At 70.3% G+C, this 16,683-nt stretch carries 14 protein-coding genes and 1 pseudogene; 7 read left to right on the plus strand and 8 right to left on the minus strand.

The features are described from left to right. Nucleotides 1-22: 22 nt before the first annotated feature. Nucleotides 23-859 (plus strand): hypothetical protein, encoded by an 837-nt coding sequence (locus VEC11_RS08305; RefSeq protein WP_464130237.1) that lies wholly within the window; start codon nt 23-25, stop codon nt 857-859. Here the strand turns inward: VEC11_RS08305 and VEC11_RS08310 are convergent. After that, nucleotides 846-1,688, minus strand: coding sequence for an alpha/beta fold hydrolase (locus VEC11_RS08310; RefSeq protein WP_464130239.1), 843 nt, complete (start codon nt 1,686-1,688; stop codon nt 846-848). The two genes, VEC11_RS08305 and VEC11_RS08310, sit on opposite strands and share 14 nt — an antisense overlap. 59 nt (nt 1,689-1,747) lie before the next feature. Here VEC11_RS08310 and polA point away from each other — a divergent pair, with 59 nt between their 5' ends. Beyond that, on the plus strand, nt 1,748-4,513 hold the full coding sequence (polA, locus tag VEC11_RS08315) for a DNA polymerase I (protein WP_464130240.1): 2,766 nt from the start codon (nt 1,748-1,750) through the stop codon (nt 4,511-4,513). Further along, nucleotides 4,510-6,084, plus strand: a complete 1,575-nt coding sequence (locus tag VEC11_RS08320; RefSeq protein ID WP_464130241.1) for a lipopolysaccharide biosynthesis protein — start codon at nt 4,510-4,512, stop codon at nt 6,082-6,084. The genes polA and VEC11_RS08320 overlap by 4 nt, the downstream gene beginning before the upstream one ends. A 53-nt stretch (nt 6,085-6,137) precedes the next feature. Here VEC11_RS08320 and purH read toward each other — a convergent pair whose 3' ends face one another. The 5 genes from purH to htpX are packed head-to-tail and all read right to left on the minus strand — an operon-like array spanning nt 6,138 to nt 12,412. Further along, nucleotides 6,138-7,727, minus strand: coding sequence for a bifunctional phosphoribosylaminoimidazolecarboxamide formyltransferase/IMP cyclohydrolase (gene purH, locus VEC11_RS08325; RefSeq protein WP_464130242.1), 1,590 nt, complete (start codon nt 7,725-7,727; stop codon nt 6,138-6,140). A 55-nt stretch (nt 7,728-7,782) separates the two neighbouring features. Further along, nucleotides 7,783-9,525, minus strand: a complete 1,743-nt coding sequence (locus VEC11_RS08330) for a heparinase II/III family protein (RefSeq protein WP_464130243.1) — start codon at nt 9,523-9,525, stop codon at nt 7,783-7,785. After that, nucleotides 9,522-10,181 (minus strand): ribulose-phosphate 3-epimerase, encoded by a 660-nt coding sequence (gene rpe, locus VEC11_RS08335; RefSeq protein ID WP_464130244.1) that lies wholly within the window; start codon nt 10,179-10,181, stop codon nt 9,522-9,524. The genes VEC11_RS08330 and rpe overlap by 4 nt, the downstream gene beginning before the upstream one ends. Nucleotides 10,182-10,232: 51 nt before the next feature. Further along, nucleotides 10,233-11,462 carry an RsmB/NOP family class I SAM-dependent RNA methyltransferase gene (locus tag VEC11_RS08340; protein ID WP_464130254.1) on the minus strand — a complete coding sequence of 410 codons (1,230 nt, stop codon included), beginning with the start codon at nt 11,460-11,462 and terminating at the stop codon, nt 10,233-10,235. Then, the gene (htpX, locus tag VEC11_RS08345) at nt 11,459-12,412 is read right to left on the minus strand and encodes a zinc metalloprotease HtpX (protein WP_464130245.1); all 954 of its coding nucleotides are present in this window, start codon (nt 12,410-12,412) and stop codon (nt 11,459-11,461) included. The genes VEC11_RS08340 and htpX overlap by 4 nt, the downstream gene beginning before the upstream one ends. Nucleotides 12,413-12,441: 29 nt before the next feature. Here htpX and VEC11_RS08350 point away from each other — a divergent pair, with 29 nt between their 5' ends. Further along, nucleotides 12,442-12,645 carry a DUF1674 domain-containing protein gene (locus VEC11_RS08350; RefSeq protein WP_464130246.1) on the plus strand — a complete coding sequence of 68 codons (204 nt, stop codon included), beginning with the start codon at nt 12,442-12,444 and terminating at the stop codon, nt 12,643-12,645. A 109-nt stretch (nt 12,646-12,754) separates the two neighbouring features. On the opposite strand, the gene VEC11_RS08355 is transcribed toward VEC11_RS08350, so the two are convergent. Both VEC11_RS08355 and tsaD read right to left on the minus strand, forming a co-directional pair. Continuing rightward, complete coding sequence (locus VEC11_RS08355) at nt 12,755-13,735, minus strand: NAD(P)H-dependent glycerol-3-phosphate dehydrogenase (RefSeq protein WP_464130247.1); 981 nt, start codon at nt 13,733-13,735, stop codon at nt 12,755-12,757. Next, a complete protein-coding gene (tsaD, locus tag VEC11_RS08360; RefSeq protein WP_464130248.1) occupies nt 13,732-14,766 on the minus strand; it encodes a tRNA (adenosine(37)-N6)-threonylcarbamoyltransferase complex transferase subunit TsaD in 1,035 nt (344 codons plus the stop codon). The genes VEC11_RS08355 and tsaD overlap by 4 nt, the downstream gene beginning before the upstream one ends. A gap of 44 nt (nt 14,767-14,810) precedes the next feature. Here tsaD and hemC point away from each other — a divergent pair, with 44 nt between their 5' ends. From hemC to VEC11_RS08375, 3 genes and pseudogenes are all read left to right on the plus strand, one after another. Then, complete coding sequence (hemC, locus tag VEC11_RS08365; RefSeq protein WP_464130249.1) at nt 14,811-15,671, plus strand: hydroxymethylbilane synthase; 861 nt, start codon at nt 14,811-14,813, stop codon at nt 15,669-15,671. Next, nucleotides 15,668-16,330, plus strand: a complete 663-nt coding sequence (locus tag VEC11_RS08370; RefSeq protein ID WP_464130251.1) for a uroporphyrinogen-III synthase — start codon at nt 15,668-15,670, stop codon at nt 16,328-16,330. The genes hemC and VEC11_RS08370 overlap by 4 nt, the downstream gene beginning before the upstream one ends. Then, a pseudogene (locus tag VEC11_RS08375) lies at nt 16,327-16,683 on the plus strand (hypothetical protein); the annotation flags it as partial. The gene VEC11_RS08370 and the pseudogene VEC11_RS08375, both read left to right, overlap by 4 nt.

Genomic DNA, 16,683 nt, shown 5'->3' on the forward strand with positions numbered 1-16,683 from the left:
ATCGATGTTATCGCTATGGACGATGGTGCTTTCCTTCGCGGCAATTGTCTCCTTGCCAGAGACCGCAGAGAACCCCGCCGGTCTCACACGCCAGCAGGCGCGCACCCTGTCCCCTCGGGATATCGCTCGGATTACCCTGAACGACCTGGCGGAGCAGGTGCAGGAAGTGGCAAGGCCCATTCGTCAGGGCGCGCCCTATCCCGATGACCGCCTGAAATTCCTGAGTTTCGCTTTCGCACCCGAAGCAGCTGGGCCCGGGCTCTGCAGCGCGAGAGTGATCAATGTCAGCTACGAGAGCGACGCACCGGAAAGTGCCAACGGAGAGAGTCTGCCTGTTCGTCCGAGCCACATCTCCGTCCATTCAGTCTATCGCCTCGCCGGGGATTTCAACTGGGACGGCGAATGGCAGACCGAGGACCGGGCTCGACAGCTTGCCAGATGCCGGCAGGCAGGCCCCGTACTCACGAGCGACACCGGCGGCACGTCGAGGCCAGCCTATTTTTTCTTCGATGGAGCGCTCGATATCAGGCCCGCAGTCGTCGCAGTGCAGCGGGCCTCGGCCGAGGCCCGCGCCGGCACAGCGACTGACCTGCAGTGCGCCGGGCCACATTTCGTGTTCGACCCCTGTCGCGATCCGCGTGTAGTTCTCCGACCGGTTACGCTGGACGATCTCACGAACATCGACAGCGAGGCCATCGGCCCCTCACTCTACAGAGTCAAAGCCCATTTCCGTGATCCTGCACACAGGGATCGCGAGATCACCCTCGGCCTTCAAATCGATGTTGAAACGGCCGCAGCGCATCGTGTTGTCCGAATAGGCCCCATGCGCGTGAGCCGGTTTGTCGTCATGTGGGACTAGCCCCCAGAAACTCCCGCATCGCCTCCGCCAGCCGCTCGGGCCGGTCGAGCATGATCATGTGGCCGCTGTCGTCGATGCGGACGAAGCGGGGATTGCGCGCGTCGGCATAGGCGGTGCGGTAGCGGCGGTCGGCGGCCGGGGCGAGGCGCGCGTCGAGCGCGGCATAGACGATCGTGAAGGGCACGCGGATCGCGGGGAGCCTGTCCGTCAGGTCCATCGCCGCAAGCTCGGTCATCGTCCGGCCGACCAGAGCGGGGTCGCTGGTGCGGAAGCCGGAGCCGGGCGGGGCGAAGACGTTGACGAAGGAGGAATAGAGCCGGCGGCCGCCCTCGGTCCGGGTCAGACTCTCGATGCTGCGGGCGAAGATGCCGGCATCGGCGCTGGTCTGGCCGAACAGGCCGGCGGGCGCGGGCAGCATGTCGACGACCATGATCCGGCCGACGAGGCGCGGATGATCGGCGGCGAGCAACATCGCCAGCGTGCCACCCATCGAATGGCCGATGATCGCGGGCCGGCGGAGCCCGCTCTGCTCGATATAGCGGGCGAGCTCGCGCGCCAGCGGCTGGACGACGGGGCCGCTTGCATTGCCGCGCGCCGGGTCGCCGGCGAAGCCCGCGACCTGGACGAGGTGATAGCGATAGCCGGGGACGGCGCGCACGGTCGACGACCAGACGCTGCGCCCGGTGCTGAGCCCCGGGATCAGGATCACGTCGGGGCCGGCGCCCCGCGTCTCGACGCTGAGGCGGGTCGAGGTGAAGGGCGCCGCGGCGGCAGCGCCGGGGGCGAGCGCCAGAACGGCGACGCAAAGCATGAAAAGACGGCGATTCACGCCTGCCTTCCTAGCGCCGAATGTTTGAACGGCGCCTTACCTTGGTTTAGATCGCCTTCATGGCTTCCCCGCATCTCTACCTCGTCGACGGTTCGTCCTACATCTTCCGCGCCTTCCACCGGCTGCCGCCTTTGACCAACAAGCACGGGCTCAATGTCGGCGCGGTCTACGGCTATACGACGATGCTCTGGAAGCTGGCCGACAGCCTCAACAAGGCGGACGGGCCGACCCATCTGGCGGTCATCCTCGACGCGTCGGAGAGCACCTTCCGCAACCAGCTCTACGACCAGTACAAGGCGAACCGGCCACCGCCGCCGCCCGAGCTGGTCCCGCAATTCCCCCTGATCCGCGACGCCACCCGCGCTTTCTCCATCCCCTGCCTCGAGGAGGACGGCCTGGAAGCGGACGACATCATCGCCTGCTATGCCAAGGCGGCGGTGCGCGAGGGCTGGCAGGTCACCATCGTCTCCTCGGACAAGGATCTGATGCAGCTGATCGAGCCGGGCGTCGACATGCTCGACACGATGAACGACCGGCGGATCGGGCGCGAGGAGGTGATCGAGAAGTTCGGCGTCGGGCCCGAGAAGGTGGGCGAGGTGCTGGCGCTGATGGGCGACAGCGTCGACAACGTCCCCGGCGTCCCCGGCATCGGCCCGAAGACGGCCTCCAAGCTGATCCAGGAATATGGCGACGTCGAGGCGGTACTGGCGGCGGCGCCGGAGATGAAGCCGTCGAAGATGCGCGACAATCTGATCGAGCATGCGGAAAAGGCCCGGATCTCGCGCAAGCTGGTCGAATTGATCTGCGATTCGCCCTTGCCGGAGCCGCTCGAGGGGCTGGCGATGAAGGGGATTCCGGAGGAGCCGCTCCGGGAGTTCCTCGACCATCACGGCTTCCGCTCGCTGCTCGCCCGATTGGGGGCGCAGTCGCAGGCGACGGCCGCGCCAGTCGCGACCGAGACCACGACCCAGCGCGAGGTCCGGCCCGAGCCGAAGATCGACCGGTCGCTCTACGAGACGGTGACGACCGAGGACGCGCTCGACCGGTGGATCGCGGAAGCAAACGCCAAGGGCCTGGTCGCCTTCGACACGGAGACGGACGGGCGCGACTGCGTCTCGGCTAAACTGGTCGGGATCAGCCTCGCCACCGACTGCAACAAGGCCTGCTACATCCCGCTCGAACATGGCGGGGACGACATGTTCGCGGAGCGGCCGGAGCAGCTGCCGTCGGCCTTGGTGCTCGCGAAGCTGAAGCCGCTGTTCGAGGACCCGGCGGTGCTCAAGATCGGGCACAATCTCAAGTTCGACTGGGTGGTGCTCGAGAAAAGGGGCATCCGCGTCGCGCCCTATGACGACACGCTCGTCATGAGCTTCAATCTCGACGCGGGCGGGCTGAACAGCCATGCGCTCGACGACCTGGCGAAGAAGCATCTCGACCATGACTGCATCGCCTACAAGGACCTCTGCGGGACCGGGCAGAAGCAGATCACCTTCGACAAGGTCCCGGTCGACCGCGCCACCGAATATGCGGCGGAGGATGCGGACGTCGCCTTGCGGCTCTGGCTCCGCTTCCGGGCGCGGCTGCCCTTCGAGAAGGCGACGCGGGTCTACGAGCTGGTCGACCGGCCGATGGTCGCCGTGATCGGCGCCATGGAGCGGGACGGGGTCAAGGTCGACCGCGCGGTGCTGAAGGGCCTCTCGGCCGAGTTCAACACCGAGATCGCCGCGCTCGAGGAGACGATCTGCGGCGAGGCGGGCTGCCGCTTCACGATCGGCTCGCCGCAGCAGCTCGGCGACATCCTCTTCAACAAGATGGGGCTTTCGGGCGGGCGCAAGGGCAAGTCGGGCGTCTATTCGACCGACCAGAACGAGCTCGAGCGGCTGGAGCGCGAGGGCGTGCCGATCGCCCGGCTGGTGCTGGAATGGCGGCAGCTGACCAAGCTCAAGTCCACCTACACCGACGCCCTCCAGGAGCAGATCAACCGCGACACCGGCCGGGTCCATACCAGCTACAGCCTCTCCGGCGCGCAGACCGGCCGCCTCGCCTCCACCGACCCCAATCTCATGAACATCCCGATCCGCACCGAGATCGGCCGGCGGATCCGCGACGCCTTCGTCGCCGAACCGGGCTTCGTGATGATGTCGGCGGACTACAGCCAGATCGAGCTCCGCCTCGCCGCCCATATCTGCAACGTGCCGCCGCTCAAGGCCGCCTTCGAGGCCGGAGAGGATATCCACAACCGCACCGCGCAGGAATTGTTCGGCGAGGTGAACCGCGACACGCGCGGCCGGGCGAAGACGATCAACTTCGCGATCCTCTACGGCATTTCCCGCTGGGGCCTGGCGCAGCGGCTGGAGACCACGCCCGACGAGGCGCAGGCGATGATCGACGCCTATTTCGAGCGCTTCCCGGGCATCCGCGCCTATATCGGCGATACGCTCACCTTCGCCCGCGAGACCGGCTTCACCACCACTTTGTTCGGCCGCAAGACGCATTTCCCGCGGATCAGGTCCAACGTCCAGCACGAGCGCCAGGGCGCCGAGCGCGCCGCGATCAACGCGCCGATCCAGGGCACGGCCGCCGACATCATCAAGCGCGCCATGGCCCGGATGGGGCCGGCGCTGCACGAGGAGGGGCTGACCGGCACGAAGATGCTGATGCAGGTCCATGACGAACTGGTCTTCGAGGTGCCCGAGGCGGAGGTGGCGGGGGCCACCGGGGTGATCCGCCGGGTCATGGAACGCGCGGCGGAGCCGGCGATTGAGCTCAGCGTGCCGCTGGGTGTGGAAATCGGGACCGGCCCGAACTGGGGCGCCGCGCATTGACGAAGGGCGCAGGCTCTTCGCGGGCCACAGAGGCCGAAGCGGCTGCCGCGCGCCCCGATGACGACATCGCCGCCCTCGCCAAGGGCGGACGGACCAATTTCTTCGGCTTCGTCATCCGCCTGCTGGCGCGGATCCCCTTCCTGTTCATCGCCGGCCAGCTCTACGGCCCGTCTCTGCTCGGCCGCTTCGCCTATGCGGTGATCGTCGTCGAGCTTGCCGCGCAGCTCTCGACGCTCGGGCTGAAGCGGGGGCTCGCCCAGCAATTGTCGACGACCGACAAGCCGCACAGCCACGTCATCGCCGACGGCCTGCTCTGCGCCTTCATCGCCTCGGCGCTGGCGAGCGCCTTGCTGATGGTCTTCCCGCAGGCGATGTTCCCGCAGAACGACGTGCGCAACCTGGAATTCCTGCTGCCCTTGGTCATTTTCGGTATTGCCGGCGCCGACGTCGCGCTCGCCGCCCTGGCCTACAAGCATGACGTCAAGTCGACCGTGCACGTTCGCGCGATCGTCGAGCCCTGGGTGATCAGCATCGCCGCCGGCGCCTTCTTCTACACCCAGTTCCGGGACGACGGCCTGATCCTCGCTTATGTCGCGTCGGTCATTGCCGGGCTCGCCGCCGCGCTCTGGCGGCTGTTCCGCTCCTACGGGATGGCCAAGGGCTGGCGGCCCTATCCGGGCAGCCTCATCTATCTCGCGCAGCGCAACATCCCGCTGGCCGCGGCCGATGCGATCGAATGGTTCTCGCGCCGGCTGGACATCGCCATTCTGGGCCTGTTCGTGGCGCCGCAATATGTCGGCATCTACTATGTGGCGCAGCAGGTCGCCTCGATGCCGCAGAAGCTGAAGACCAGCTTCGACCCGATCCTCGCCCCCGTGGTGACGCAGAAACTGGCCGAGGGCGACCGCGTGGCAGTAGCCAAGCAGGTCCGGCAGGTCGGCTTCTGGATCATCGCCGCCCAGGCCGGGATCGCGCTGTCGCTCGGCATTCCCGGCGAGGCGCTGATGGGCCTGTTCGGCAAGGAGAGCGCCTTCGTCGGCGGCACCGCGGCGCTCGCCTTCCTGCTCGCCGCCGAGGTGGTCGCGGCGACGGCGGCAGTGTCGGAGGCGGCCTTGGTCTATGTCGCGCGGCACCGCAATCTGATGATCTCCTGCCTGATGATCGCGACCCAGGCGGCGCTGACCGTCGGCCTGATCCTCGGCATGCGCTCGCTGCCGCTGAGCCCGAGCGACCTGCAGGCCTATCAGGCGGCGGGCGCGGCGGCCGGCCTGGCGCTGGCGCTCGGCATGGCCTCGATCCTCAAGTCCCGGCTGCTCGCGCGGCTGCTCGGCGCGCCCGTGCAGGGCTGGCGCTGGTCCCTGATCCTCGCGGGCGCGGCGGCGTCCCTGGTCGGCTTTCTCGGCACCCTGCTGCCGGAATGGCTGGAGCTCAGCGTCGGCGCGCCGGCCATCCTCCTCACCTTCGGCCTGGTGGTCTGGTATCGCGGCTTCACCGACGACGACCGGACCCTGTTCCGCATGGGCAAGAAGGAGAAACCGGGCCTCCCGGGCTCGGAGCCCGCCACGCCCTGACTCCCTGGTGCCGCGATTTCCGGGTCGTCGGACGTTGCCCGACTTGAAATCGCTCAGTGGCGGAAGTGCCGCATGTCCGTGAAGACCATGGCGAGGCCGGCTTCGTCGGCCGCGGCGATCACCTCCTCGTCGCGGATCGAGCCGCCGGGCTGGATCACCGCCGTCGCCCCGGCCTCCGCCGCGGCCAGCAGGCCGTCCGCAAAGGGGAAGAAGGCGTCCGAGGCGACCGCGGAGCCGATCGTGCGCGGCTCAGGCCAGCCGGCTTTGTCCGCCGCATCCTTCGCCTTCCAGGCGGCGATGCGCGCGGATTCGAGCCGGTTCATCTGGCCCGCGCCGATCCCGGCGGTGGCGCCGTCTTTGGCATAGACGATGGCGTTGGACTTCACATGCTTGGCAACCGTCCAGGCGAACAGGCAGTCGGCCAGCTCCCGTCCGGTCGGCGCGCGCCTGGTGACGAGCCGGAGGTCGTCGGGGCCGATCATGCCGTCGTCGCGCGATTGGACCAGGAAGCCGCCGGCAATCGACTTCATCGCCCGCCCGCGCCGGGCCGGATCGGGCAGGTCGCCGGTCAGCAGCAGGCGCAGGTTCTTCTTGCGGGCGAAGACCGCCAAGGCGGCCTCATCGGCATCGGGGGCGCAGACGACCTCGGTGAAGATGCCCGAGATCGCCTCCGCGGTCGGTCCGTCGAGCGGGCGGTTGACCGCGATGATCCCGCCGAAAGCCGAGACAGTGTCGCAGGCGAAGGCGGCGTCATAGGCCGCGGCCAGATTGTCCGCCGTGGCGACGCCGCAGGGATTGGCGTGCTTGACGATGACCACGGTCGGCGGGCCACCGCGAAACTCGCTGACCAGCTCGAGCGCGGCGTCGGCATCGTTGTAATTGTTGTAGCTGAGCGCCTTACCCTGGATCTGGCGGGCTTGGGCGATGCCGTTCACGCCGCCCGCCGCCTGGGTGTAGAGCGCCGCGATCTGGTGCGGATTCTCGCCATAGCGGAGCTCCGCCTGCTTGATCATCGGCAGGGCGACCCGGGCGGGGAAACGTTCGCCCTGGTCGACATGGGCGAACCAGCCGGCGATCGCGGCATCATAGGCCGCAGTGGCGGCAAAGGCCTTTGCGGCGAGACGCTTGCGCAGATCGAGTGACGTCCTGCCACCGCTTCCGTCCAGCGCTTCGACCAGCTCCGCATAATCGGCAGGATCGGTGACGATGGCGACGAAGCAGTGATTCTTGGCGGCCGAACGGACCATGGACGGGCCGCCAATATCGATATTCTCGATGATCTCGGGCCGGTCGGCGCCCCGGGCCACGGTCCGGGCGAAGGGGTAGAGATTGACCACGACGAGGTCGATCGCGCCGATCTCGTGCTCGGCCATCGCCGCCGCATGCGCGGGATCGTCGCGGACCGCGAGCAGGCCGCCATGGACCTTCGGATGCAGCGTCTTCACGCGGCCGTCCATCATCTCCGGGAAGCCGGTCAGATCGGCAATGTCGCGGACCTCGAGCCCGGCCTCGCGCAGCGCCCTCGCGGTGCCGCCGGTCGAGACCAGCTCGACCCCGTGCCGGGCCAGCGCCTGGCCGAGCTCGACGAGGCCGGTCTTGTCCGACACGGACAGGAGGGCGCGGGCGACTTTCACGTCCGTCATGGAAGGTCCTTCGAAGCTGGATTCGGGGACGCCTTAGCGCCGCCCTTCCGGGGCGTCACCCCGCCCGCTTCAATTCCCAGCTTATGGTCATGCCGTCGGAGGGCGTCTCGCCGGTGATGACGAGCTGGAGCGAGGCATGGGGACGGGCCTCGCCGTCGATCCAGAGGCTGTCCTCCGCGGCGAGCTGGCCGCCCCGGCAGCGGAACTGCCAGACCGCGCCGCCCCTGAGGCGCAGGAGCGCGCCCTGGCCGTCGGCGGTGCTGGTCACCTCGACGGCGGGGGCGAGGTGGAAGCGGACGGCGAAGGCGATCGTCTCCTGCTTCCGCTTGCGGCCGGCAGCGATCAGCCGGTCCTCGCCGTTCAGCAGCCGGCCGTCGCTGGAGAGGTTGAGCCGGCGCTCGTGGACGAGGCCGTAGCGGCGGACATAGCCGTCATGGCTGGCCTCGCAGCGGGCGACGCCGGCGGTCTCGTCGCGAACCAGCTCGACCTCGGCCACGCCCTTGCCCAGCGAGCCGTCCTCGTGGATCGCGGTCGAATTGCGGTCGCCCAAGGTCAGGGTCGAATGGGCGGCGGTGGTGCGCAAGGCGAAGCTGAGCTCCGCGGGCAGGGCGCCCGCCGCGTCGCCGGCGCCGCCGCAATTGACGATCAGCCGCGCCGGGCCGTCGCTGAACTCGAAGGCGAGCGTGGAGGCGCAGGCGCCCGACAGGGAGCGCGGCGGCGGGGGCGGGGCGGCGTCGAAGACGAGGATGCTCTGCTTCGCCTGCAGCCTTTGATAACCCCAGCCGCGCGCCTGGCGCAGCGGCCTGACCGCGATGCCGGCGCCCTCGATTGCGGCCGCGACCCGGCGGCGGCTCGCCATGTTGCCGCCCTGCCAGCTCGACAAAGCCTCGTCGCCGAGCGTGATCGAGAGCAGGGCCGCGACCCCGGCGGAGAGGGCGTCGGTCAGCCATTCCGGCACGTCGCGGCGGCCGGCAATGTAGACGCCGCGCAGCTGGCCCAATATCTCGACGACCGAGACCTGCTCGGCCGGCGAGCGGCTGACCAGGCCGCCATCGTCATGCAGCGAGACGCCGAGCGCGCGCGACAGGCCGACCTCGCCCGTCCTGAGGCGCGCCGGCCCGCCCTGCACGACCAGAGCGGCGGCGATCACCCCGCTCCAGGCGGCGATGCGGGCGAGGCCGGGCGGGGCCTTGTCGGCGCCCCGCTCGAGATGGCGGGCGCCCCGCGCGAGGGCGTAGAGGACCGAGGAGCGGTAGACCGGATCGGCGCTGGACAGGATGTAGGGCGCATAGGCCGTCCAGAAGAGGATGCGGCGGCCCCAGAGGTCGGCGCGCCAGGCGGGCTCGCTGACCTCGTCGGCATGGGCGGCGAGCCATTTGCGCATCAGCCCCTCGGCGCGGACCGCCCCGCGCTCGCGGGTCGCCGCGGCGGAGAGGTCGCGCAGCCAGGCGAAGCTCTGCAGATAGTCGCTGAAATCGGCGGCATAGCCCAAAGTCGCGAAATCGAACTGGGGCACCGGCACTTCGGTGCCGCCGTGGCGGATCACGCCTTCGAGCAGGGCCTCGCCCGCCGCCTTGTCGCCGGCGATCGGGTCCTTGGGCACGGCGATCAGCTTCAGCGGGACCTTGCCGCGCAGGCGCAGGGCATGGAGCGGGGTGCGCCAGCCGAAGCGGTGCAGCCTGTAGCTCAGGCGCTCGAACAGGGAGAGGCCGCGGTCGTCGCCGACGCGGATCAGCCTTTTGCCCGCCCCGATCTCTTCCTCGCCCGTCTCGCTCTCCACCCGTCCGAGGATGCTCATCCCCTGAGGCCCTTGATATTCTCCGCATAGGATTCCGCGCCGCCGCGGAAGGTTGCGGTGCCCGCGACGAGCACGTCCGCGCCCGCCGCGATCACCCGCCTGGCATTGCCCTGGTCAATGCCGCCGTCCACCTCCAGGTCGACCTTCAGGCCCTCCTTGTCGATCCGGTTCCGGATCGCATCGATCTTCCTGAGCTGGCTCTCGATGAAGCCCTGCCCGCCAAAGCCGGGATTGACGCTCATCACCAGGACGAGATCGACCTCCTCGAGCACATAATCGAGCGCCTTGGCCGGGGTCGCCGGGTTGAGCGAGACGCCGGCGCGCTTGCCGAGCTTGCGGATCGCCTGGAGCGTGCGGTGCAGATGCGGACCCGCCTCGGGATGGACGGTCATGATGTCCGCGCCCGCCTCGGCGAAGGCCTCGAGGAAGGGCTCGGCCGGCGAGATCATCAGATGAACGTCGAGCGGCTTGGCAGTGTGCGGCCGCAGCGCCTTCACCACCATCGGCCCGATCGTGAGGTTCGGCACGAAATGCCCGTCCATGACGTCGACATGGATCCAGTCGGCGCCGGCCGCGTCGACGGCGCGGACTTCCTCGCCCAGCCGCGCGAAATCGGCGGAGAGGATGGAGGGAGCGATGCGGACCGGCTGCTGCACGCCCGCGAGCCTAACAGAGGCGCGACTCGGGGAGCAAGGAAAGTGCCGGACTTATCCCCGGTTATCGGACGGCGGCGAGCCGAGCCGAGTCAGGGACGCGATGAAAAAGCTGTCGGCGCCGCCCTCGGCCTCGTAGCGGCCCGGCAAGAGGCGCTGCTCCTCCTCGATCCGGTAATCGTCGCGCCGGTCGAGGAAGGCACCGACGACCTCCTCCCCCTCCCGCCGTTCCAGCGAGCAGACCGAATAGACGAGCCTGCCGCCCGGCTTCAGCCAGCCCGCCACGCGCGTCAGCATCGCGCCCTGGACCTCGGCCAGCGCGGCGATCGCCTTCGGGCGGACCCGGTGCAGCACGTCGGGATGGCGGCGGAAGATGCCGGTGGCGGAGCAGGGCGCGTCGAGCAGGATCGCGTCGACCAAAGCCGGCGGCGACCACGTCATGACGTCAGCGGCCACGACCCTGGCCGAAAGGCCGGTGCGCGCCAGATTCTGCGAAAGTCGCGCGAGACGACTTTCGGAAATGTCGATTGCGGTGACGTTCCAGCCGGCTTTGGCCAGCTGCATGGTCTTGCCGCCGGGCGCGGCGCAGAGATCGAGCACCGTGCGCCCCTCGCCAGAGCCGAGCAGGCGGGCCGGCATGGAGGCCGAAATGTCCTGTACCCACCATTTGCCCTCCTCATAGCCCGGCAGGCCCGCGACGGCGGTGCCGCGCGGCAGGCGAAGATGGTCCGGTTCCAGGCTGATCCCCTCGAGACCGGCCGGTGGCGCGCCGATCAGGTCGACGGGCGGCGGCGCAGCGATGGAGCGGGCGGCGGCGGCGACCACCGCCTCACCCCATTGCTCGCGCCAGCGCTCGGCGACCGGCGCGGGCAGGCTGGGCAATTCGGGCAGCGCGGCCTGCTGCCGAATCAGAGCGCCGAACACGCCATGGACCAGCTTGCGCGGGCCGCCGTCGACTAAAGGGAGCACCGTGGAGATGGCCGCATGGGGCGGCGTGCCGAGGGCGAGCGCCTGGACGAGGGCGAGGCGCAGGGCGAAGCGGGCCTTGGCATCGTCGGGCAGGCGCTTGCGGGTCGCGCCGTCGATCAGGGCGTCGAGATCGGGCAGCCGGCGCAGCGCCTCGGCGGCGATGGCATGGGCGAAGGCGCGGTCGTCGGCACGGGTCAGGTCGCGTGCCGCATTGTCGAGCGCGGCTTCAAGCGGCAGGCCCTTGCGCAGCACCGCGTCGAGCAGGCGCAGCGCGGTGCGGCGTGCCTCCGTGCCGGGAGGATCGTTGCTGCTCAGCGCCGGCGCCCGTGCGGATCCAGCGCGCTCGCCGGCTTATGGCTGCGCGGCACCGACGAGGATCCGCGCGGCGCCTCGATGGGCCGGTCGAACAGAGGCGGCGGGCTGTGCAGGCCCATCTCGCCGGCCATTTGCTCGAGCGCCGCGATCCGGTTCTCGGTGGCCGGATGGGTGGAGAACCAGGAATCGCCGCGGCCGAGGCCGGGGACGATGTAGAGCGAGGCGGCGGCGGGGTTGCGCGCCGCGATCGGATTGGGGACGGCCTGGGCGCCGCGCGCCAGCTTGGCGAGCGCCGAGGCGAGCTTGCGCGGATTGCCGTGCATGCGCGCGCCGCCCTCGTCGGCGCCATATTCGCGGGCCCGGCTGATCGCGAGCTGGACCAGCATCGCGGCGAAGGGGGCGACGATCACGGCAAGGATCATCGCGATCATGTTGCCGCCCCGGTCACGGTCACCGCCGCCGAAGAACAGGCCGAAATTGGCAAGCATGGAGATGGCGCCGGCGATGGTCGCGGTCATCGTCATCACCAGAGTGTCGCGATTCTTCACGTGGGCGAGCTCGTGCGCCATCACCGCCGCGACCTCGTCGCGGTCGAGGATCGCGAGCAGGCCCGTGGTCGCCGCGACCGCGGCATTCCGGGGGTTGCGGCCGGTGGCGAAGGCATTGGGATGGGGCTCGTCGATCAGGTAGACGCGGGGGGTTGGCAGGCCGCCGCGCCGGGCCAGTTCCTCGACGATGCCGAAGAGCTGCGGGCAGGAACGGGCGTCGACCTCCTGCGCATTGTGCATGCGAAGGACGATCTTGTCGGCATTCCAGTAGGTGAAGAGGTTCATACCGGCGGCGATGACGAGCGCGATCAGCGCCCCGCTCGTACCGCCGATCAGATAGCCCAGGCCCATGAACAAGGCGGTCAGCGCCGCCAGCAGCATGGCCGTGCGAATGGTGTTCATCTTGCCTTTCGATCCTCCGAGGATGAAATGTGGGCGGATCAAAGGTCGAATTCAACGGACGGACCATGGCCGAGCGCCCGCCCCACATCAAAGCCCCCGCCTATCTGACGCCGAGCCCGCCCGTGCCGGAGCCGGAGGAGGCGAAGGAGAGCTCCGAAAGCGGCGGCCCCAGGGGCAAGGAGCCCACGCGCTACGGCGACTGGGAGAATAAGGGGATCTGCTGGGATTTTTGAGCCCCGCGGCAGGCACGCTCCGTTGTGCTCCGGCGAAGGCCGGAGCGCTGGACGATGGCATCCCATGGAGCGTCGCAACGCTCCGGCCTTCGCCGGAGCACGGTCGTGCCTAGACCCCCTCCGCCCTGAGCGGCCGCGCCAGCAGCCGGCCGACCACGTCATCCACCGACGCCTCTTCCGCCAGCAAAGCGCAGACCGCGGCGACGATCGGCATGTCGACGCCGAGCCCCTCGGCCGCGCGCTTCAGCACCGGGGCGGTGAAGGCGCCTTCGGCGACGGTGCGGCGGTCGGACAGCAGCTCCGCCGGCCGCGCGCCCTCGCCGATCCCCTTGCCGAGCGAGAAATTGCGCGAGCTGGTCGACGAGCAGGTGAGGACGAGGTCGCCGAGCCCGGCGAGGCCCGCCAGGGTCTCGGCCCTCGCGCCCTTGGCGAGGCCGAAGCGGGTCATTTCCGCAAAGCCGCGCGAGATGAGCGCGGCGCGGGCATTCTGGCCGAGCCGCCGGCCCTCGACCACGCCGCAGGCGATGGCGAGCACGTTCTTGACCGCGCCGCCCACCTCGGCGCCGGCGACGTCGTCGCTGAGATAGGGCCGGAACCAGGGCCGGGCGATCCGCGCCGTCAGCCGCTCGCCAAGCGCCTGGTCCTCGACCGCCAGCGTCACCGCGGTCGGCAGCCCCGCCGCGACCTCATGCGCGAAGGTTGGCCCGGAAAGCACCGCGATCGGCGCCTCCGGGCGCAATTCGTGCGCGATCTCGTGCATGAGCAGGCCGGTCCGGTCCTCGATCCCCTTGGCGCAGAGGATCAGTGGCGTCCCGCTCGCGGGCAGGCCGCCGAGCACCGCGCGCAGGAACTGCGCCGGGCTGACCACCAGCAGCGCCTCGCAGGCCGCCAGCTCGGCGAGGTCGCCGGTGGCGCGGATCGAGGGGCTGAGGGCGAGGCCCTTCAGGAACAGCGGGTTCTCGTGATCCCGGTTGACCGCTTCGACCACCTCGGGCTCGCGCGCCCAGAGCAAAACGGGCTCATCATTGGCCGCGGCGACCTGGGCGAGGGCCGTGCCCCAGGCGCCTGCGCCGACGATTCCGATTCTCACGCCTTCACCCCGGCGCCGCGCGCCTTCTCGGCCTCGGGATCGAGCGGCCAGCGGGCGCGGGCGGGCGCATCGAGGCCGTCGACCAGGCCCGCGTCGAAGCGAAGCGCGCCGGCCCAGCCGATCATCGCCGCATTGTCGGTGCAGAGCCACAGAGGCGGAGCGACGAAGGGCAGGCCATGGCCGGCAGCGAGCGCCTTCAGCGCGGTGCGGACCTCGGCGTTGGCCGCGACGCCGCCGGCGACGACGAGCGCGGTCGCGCCGTCCGCCGCCTCCAGCGCCAGGCGGGTGCGGTCGAGGAAGCAATCGACCACGGCCTGCTGGAAGCTCGCGGCGATGTCCGCGTTGCTGTAGCGTCCGCTCTCCTTGGCGCGCAGCACCGCACTCTTCAGACCCGCGAAGCTGAAATGCGGCTCGCCGGAGCCGACCAAAGGACGCGGCAGCGGCACGGCCTGCGGATCGCCCCCGGCCGCGGCCCGCTCGACGGCCGGGCCGCCCGGAAAGCCGAGGCCGAGCAATTTGGCGGTCTTGTCGAAGGCCTCGCCAGCGGCATCGTCGATCGTGGTGGCAAGGCGTCGATAGCGCCCGACGCCAGCGACCAGCAGCAGCTGGCAATGGCCGCCCGAGACGAGCAGCAGCAGATAGGGGAATTTGAGGTCCGGGCTGCTCAGCATCGGCGAGAGCGCGTGGCCTTCCAGATGGTTGACGGCCACCAGCGGCTTGTTCGCCGCCAAAGCCAGCCCCTTGGCGGTGACCAGCCCGACCATCACCCCGCCGATCAGCCCGGGCCCGGCGGTCGCGGCGATGGCGTCGACCTCGGCGAGCTCGACCTGGCCCTCGTGCAGCACCTGCTCGATCAGCTCGGGCAGGATCTCGACATGGGCGCGCGCGGCGATCTCGGGCACGACGCCGCCATAGGGCCGGTGCGCGGCCTCCTGGCCGGCCAGGCGGTGGGCGAGAATCCGCCGCTCCGACGTGACCAGAGCGGCCGCCGTCTCGTCGCAGCTGGATTCGATGCCGAGGATGAGGCTCATCTTTGCTTCCCTGCCATTTGCGATCCCGCTAGTTCAAGCGCCGCATGACCCAGCCCCTGCGGATCGGAACACGCGGCTCGCCGCTGGCGCTCGCCCAGGCGCAGATGGTGGCGGCCGCGCTGCACGCAAGCTGCGGCGTTGAGACCGAGATCGTGCCGATCACCACGACGGGCGACGTGATCCAGGACCGGGCCCTCGCCGAGGTCGGCGGCAAGGCGCTCTGGACCAAGGAGCTGGACCGGGCGCTGGCCGATGGGCGCACCGACTTCAGCGTCCATTCGATGAAGGATGTGGAGACGCTCCGGCCCGACGCCCTGGTCATCGCCGCCATGCTGGAGCGGGCGGACACGCGCGACCGGCTGATCGGGGCGGACAGCATCGCGGCCTTGCCCGAAGGCGCGCGGGTCGGCACCTCCTCGCCGCGGCGCACCGCGCAATTGCTCGCACGGCGGCCCGACCTGCGCTGCGCGATCATCCGCGGCAACGTGCAGACGCGCCTCGCCAGGATCGAGGCGGGGGCGTTCGACGCCACCCTGCTCGCAGCGGCGGGGCTGGACCGGCTCGGGCTCGACCTGGGCGCGCCGCTCGATTTGCTGCCGGCCCCGGCGCAGGGCGCGATCGGGGTCGAAATCCTGGCGGAACGCGGCGACCTGCGGCGGCTTCTAGAGAGGATCGACCATCGGCCGACGCATGAGGCCGTGAATGCGGAGCGCGCCTTCCTCGCTGCCCTGGGAGGCAATTGCCACAGCGCGGTCGCGGCCCTGGCAACGGGGGGCGTCGTGCAGGCAGAGATCCTGAGCGCGGACGGGCGCGAGGTGCATGCAGGCGAGGGCGAACCAGCGGAGCTTGCCCGGCGCCTGCTCGAGGCCGCCAGCCCGGCGCTGCGCGCGAGCTTCGCGCCGTGAAGCTCCTCATCCTCCGCCCGCAGCCCGGCGCCGACGAGACGGCGGCGCGGGCGCGGGCTTTGGGCCTGGACCCGGTGGTGGCGCCGCTCTTCGCGGTCCGGCCGCTGCCCTGGACGCCGCCCGACCCGGCCGGCTTCGACGCGGTGATGCTGACCAGCGCGAGTGCAGCCCGGCAGGCTGCCACGGGGCTGGCCGCGTTCAGGGCCCTGCCCTGCTATGCGGTGGGCGAGGCGACGGCGGCGGCCGCCGAAGAGGCCGGGTTCACCGACCTCCGCGTCGGCCCCGACGACGGCAAGGCGCTGCTGCTGATGATGGCCGAGGACGAGGTGCGCAGCGCCTTCCACGCCTGCGGCGAGGACCATCTGGCGATCGGCCATCCCGCGGTCGCGATCACCCGCATCCCGGTCTATGCCGCCGAGGCGCTGGAGCGGCTGCCGGTCGCGGCCGAGGACCATCTGGCCCTGCTCCATTCGCCGCGCGCCGCGACCCTGTTCGCGGGGCTGGCGGGCGACAAGGGGCGCATCGGGATCGCCGCGATCAGCATGAAGACGGCCCGCGCCGCGGGTGAGGGCTGGCAATCGGTCTCGGTCGCGCCCAGACCCCGCGATCAGGCGCTGCTGGAGCTTGCCGCCGAGCTGTGCCAGAAAGCGGGCGAATGAACGGCGATTACGACCCGATCGAGACGGCGCCGCTGCCGCCGCGCCGGCCCTGGCTGCGCAAGGCGGCGGTGCCGGCTATCTGCTTCGTGCTGGGGCTCGGGGTGATGGGCTATCTGCTCTCGCACTGGGAGGCGGGCGCGCGCTTCCTCGGCGTCGCGCCGCAGCCGGCCGCGGCCGAGGCCAGGGCGCCCGAGCCGGCGCCGCAGCAGCAGGCACCGCCGCCGGTCGTGCAATATGAGCCGCCGCCGACGGCCGGTACCGCCGCGCCCGGCACCCCCGCCGAGCAGGATGTCGCGCGCCGGCTGGCGGCGCTGGAGCAGAGATTTGGCCAGATCGACACCTCCTCGCGCGTC

It is taken from the genome of Allosphingosinicella sp. (genome assembly GCF_035626655.1).
Lineage (GTDB): Bacteria > Pseudomonadota > Alphaproteobacteria > Sphingomonadales > Sphingomonadaceae > Allosphingosinicella.

Coding starts and splice junctions, on each gene's coding strand:
- purH (WP_464130242.1), bottom strand. CDS start 7,727: ATGACGGACGTGAAAGTCGCCCGCGCCCTCCTGTCCGTGTCGGACAAG.
- polA (WP_464130240.1), top strand. CDS start 1,748: ATGGCTTCCCCGCATCTCTACCTCGTCGACGGTTCGTCCTACATCTTC.
- tsaD (WP_464130248.1), bottom strand. CDS start 14,766: ATGAGCCTCATCCTCGGCATCGAATCCAGCTGCGACGAGACGGCGGCC.
- VEC11_RS08330 (WP_464130243.1), bottom strand. CDS start 9,525: ATGAGCATCCTCGGACGGGTGGAGAGCGAGACGGGCGAGGAAGAGATC.
- htpX (WP_464130245.1), bottom strand. CDS start 12,412: ATGAACACCATTCGCACGGCCATGCTGCTGGCGGCGCTGACCGCCTTG.
- VEC11_RS08305 (WP_464130237.1), top strand. CDS start 23: ATGGTGCTTTCCTTCGCGGCAATTGTCTCCTTGCCAGAGACCGCAGAG.
- hemC (WP_464130249.1), top strand. CDS start 14,811: ATGACCCAGCCCCTGCGGATCGGAACACGCGGCTCGCCGCTGGCGCTC.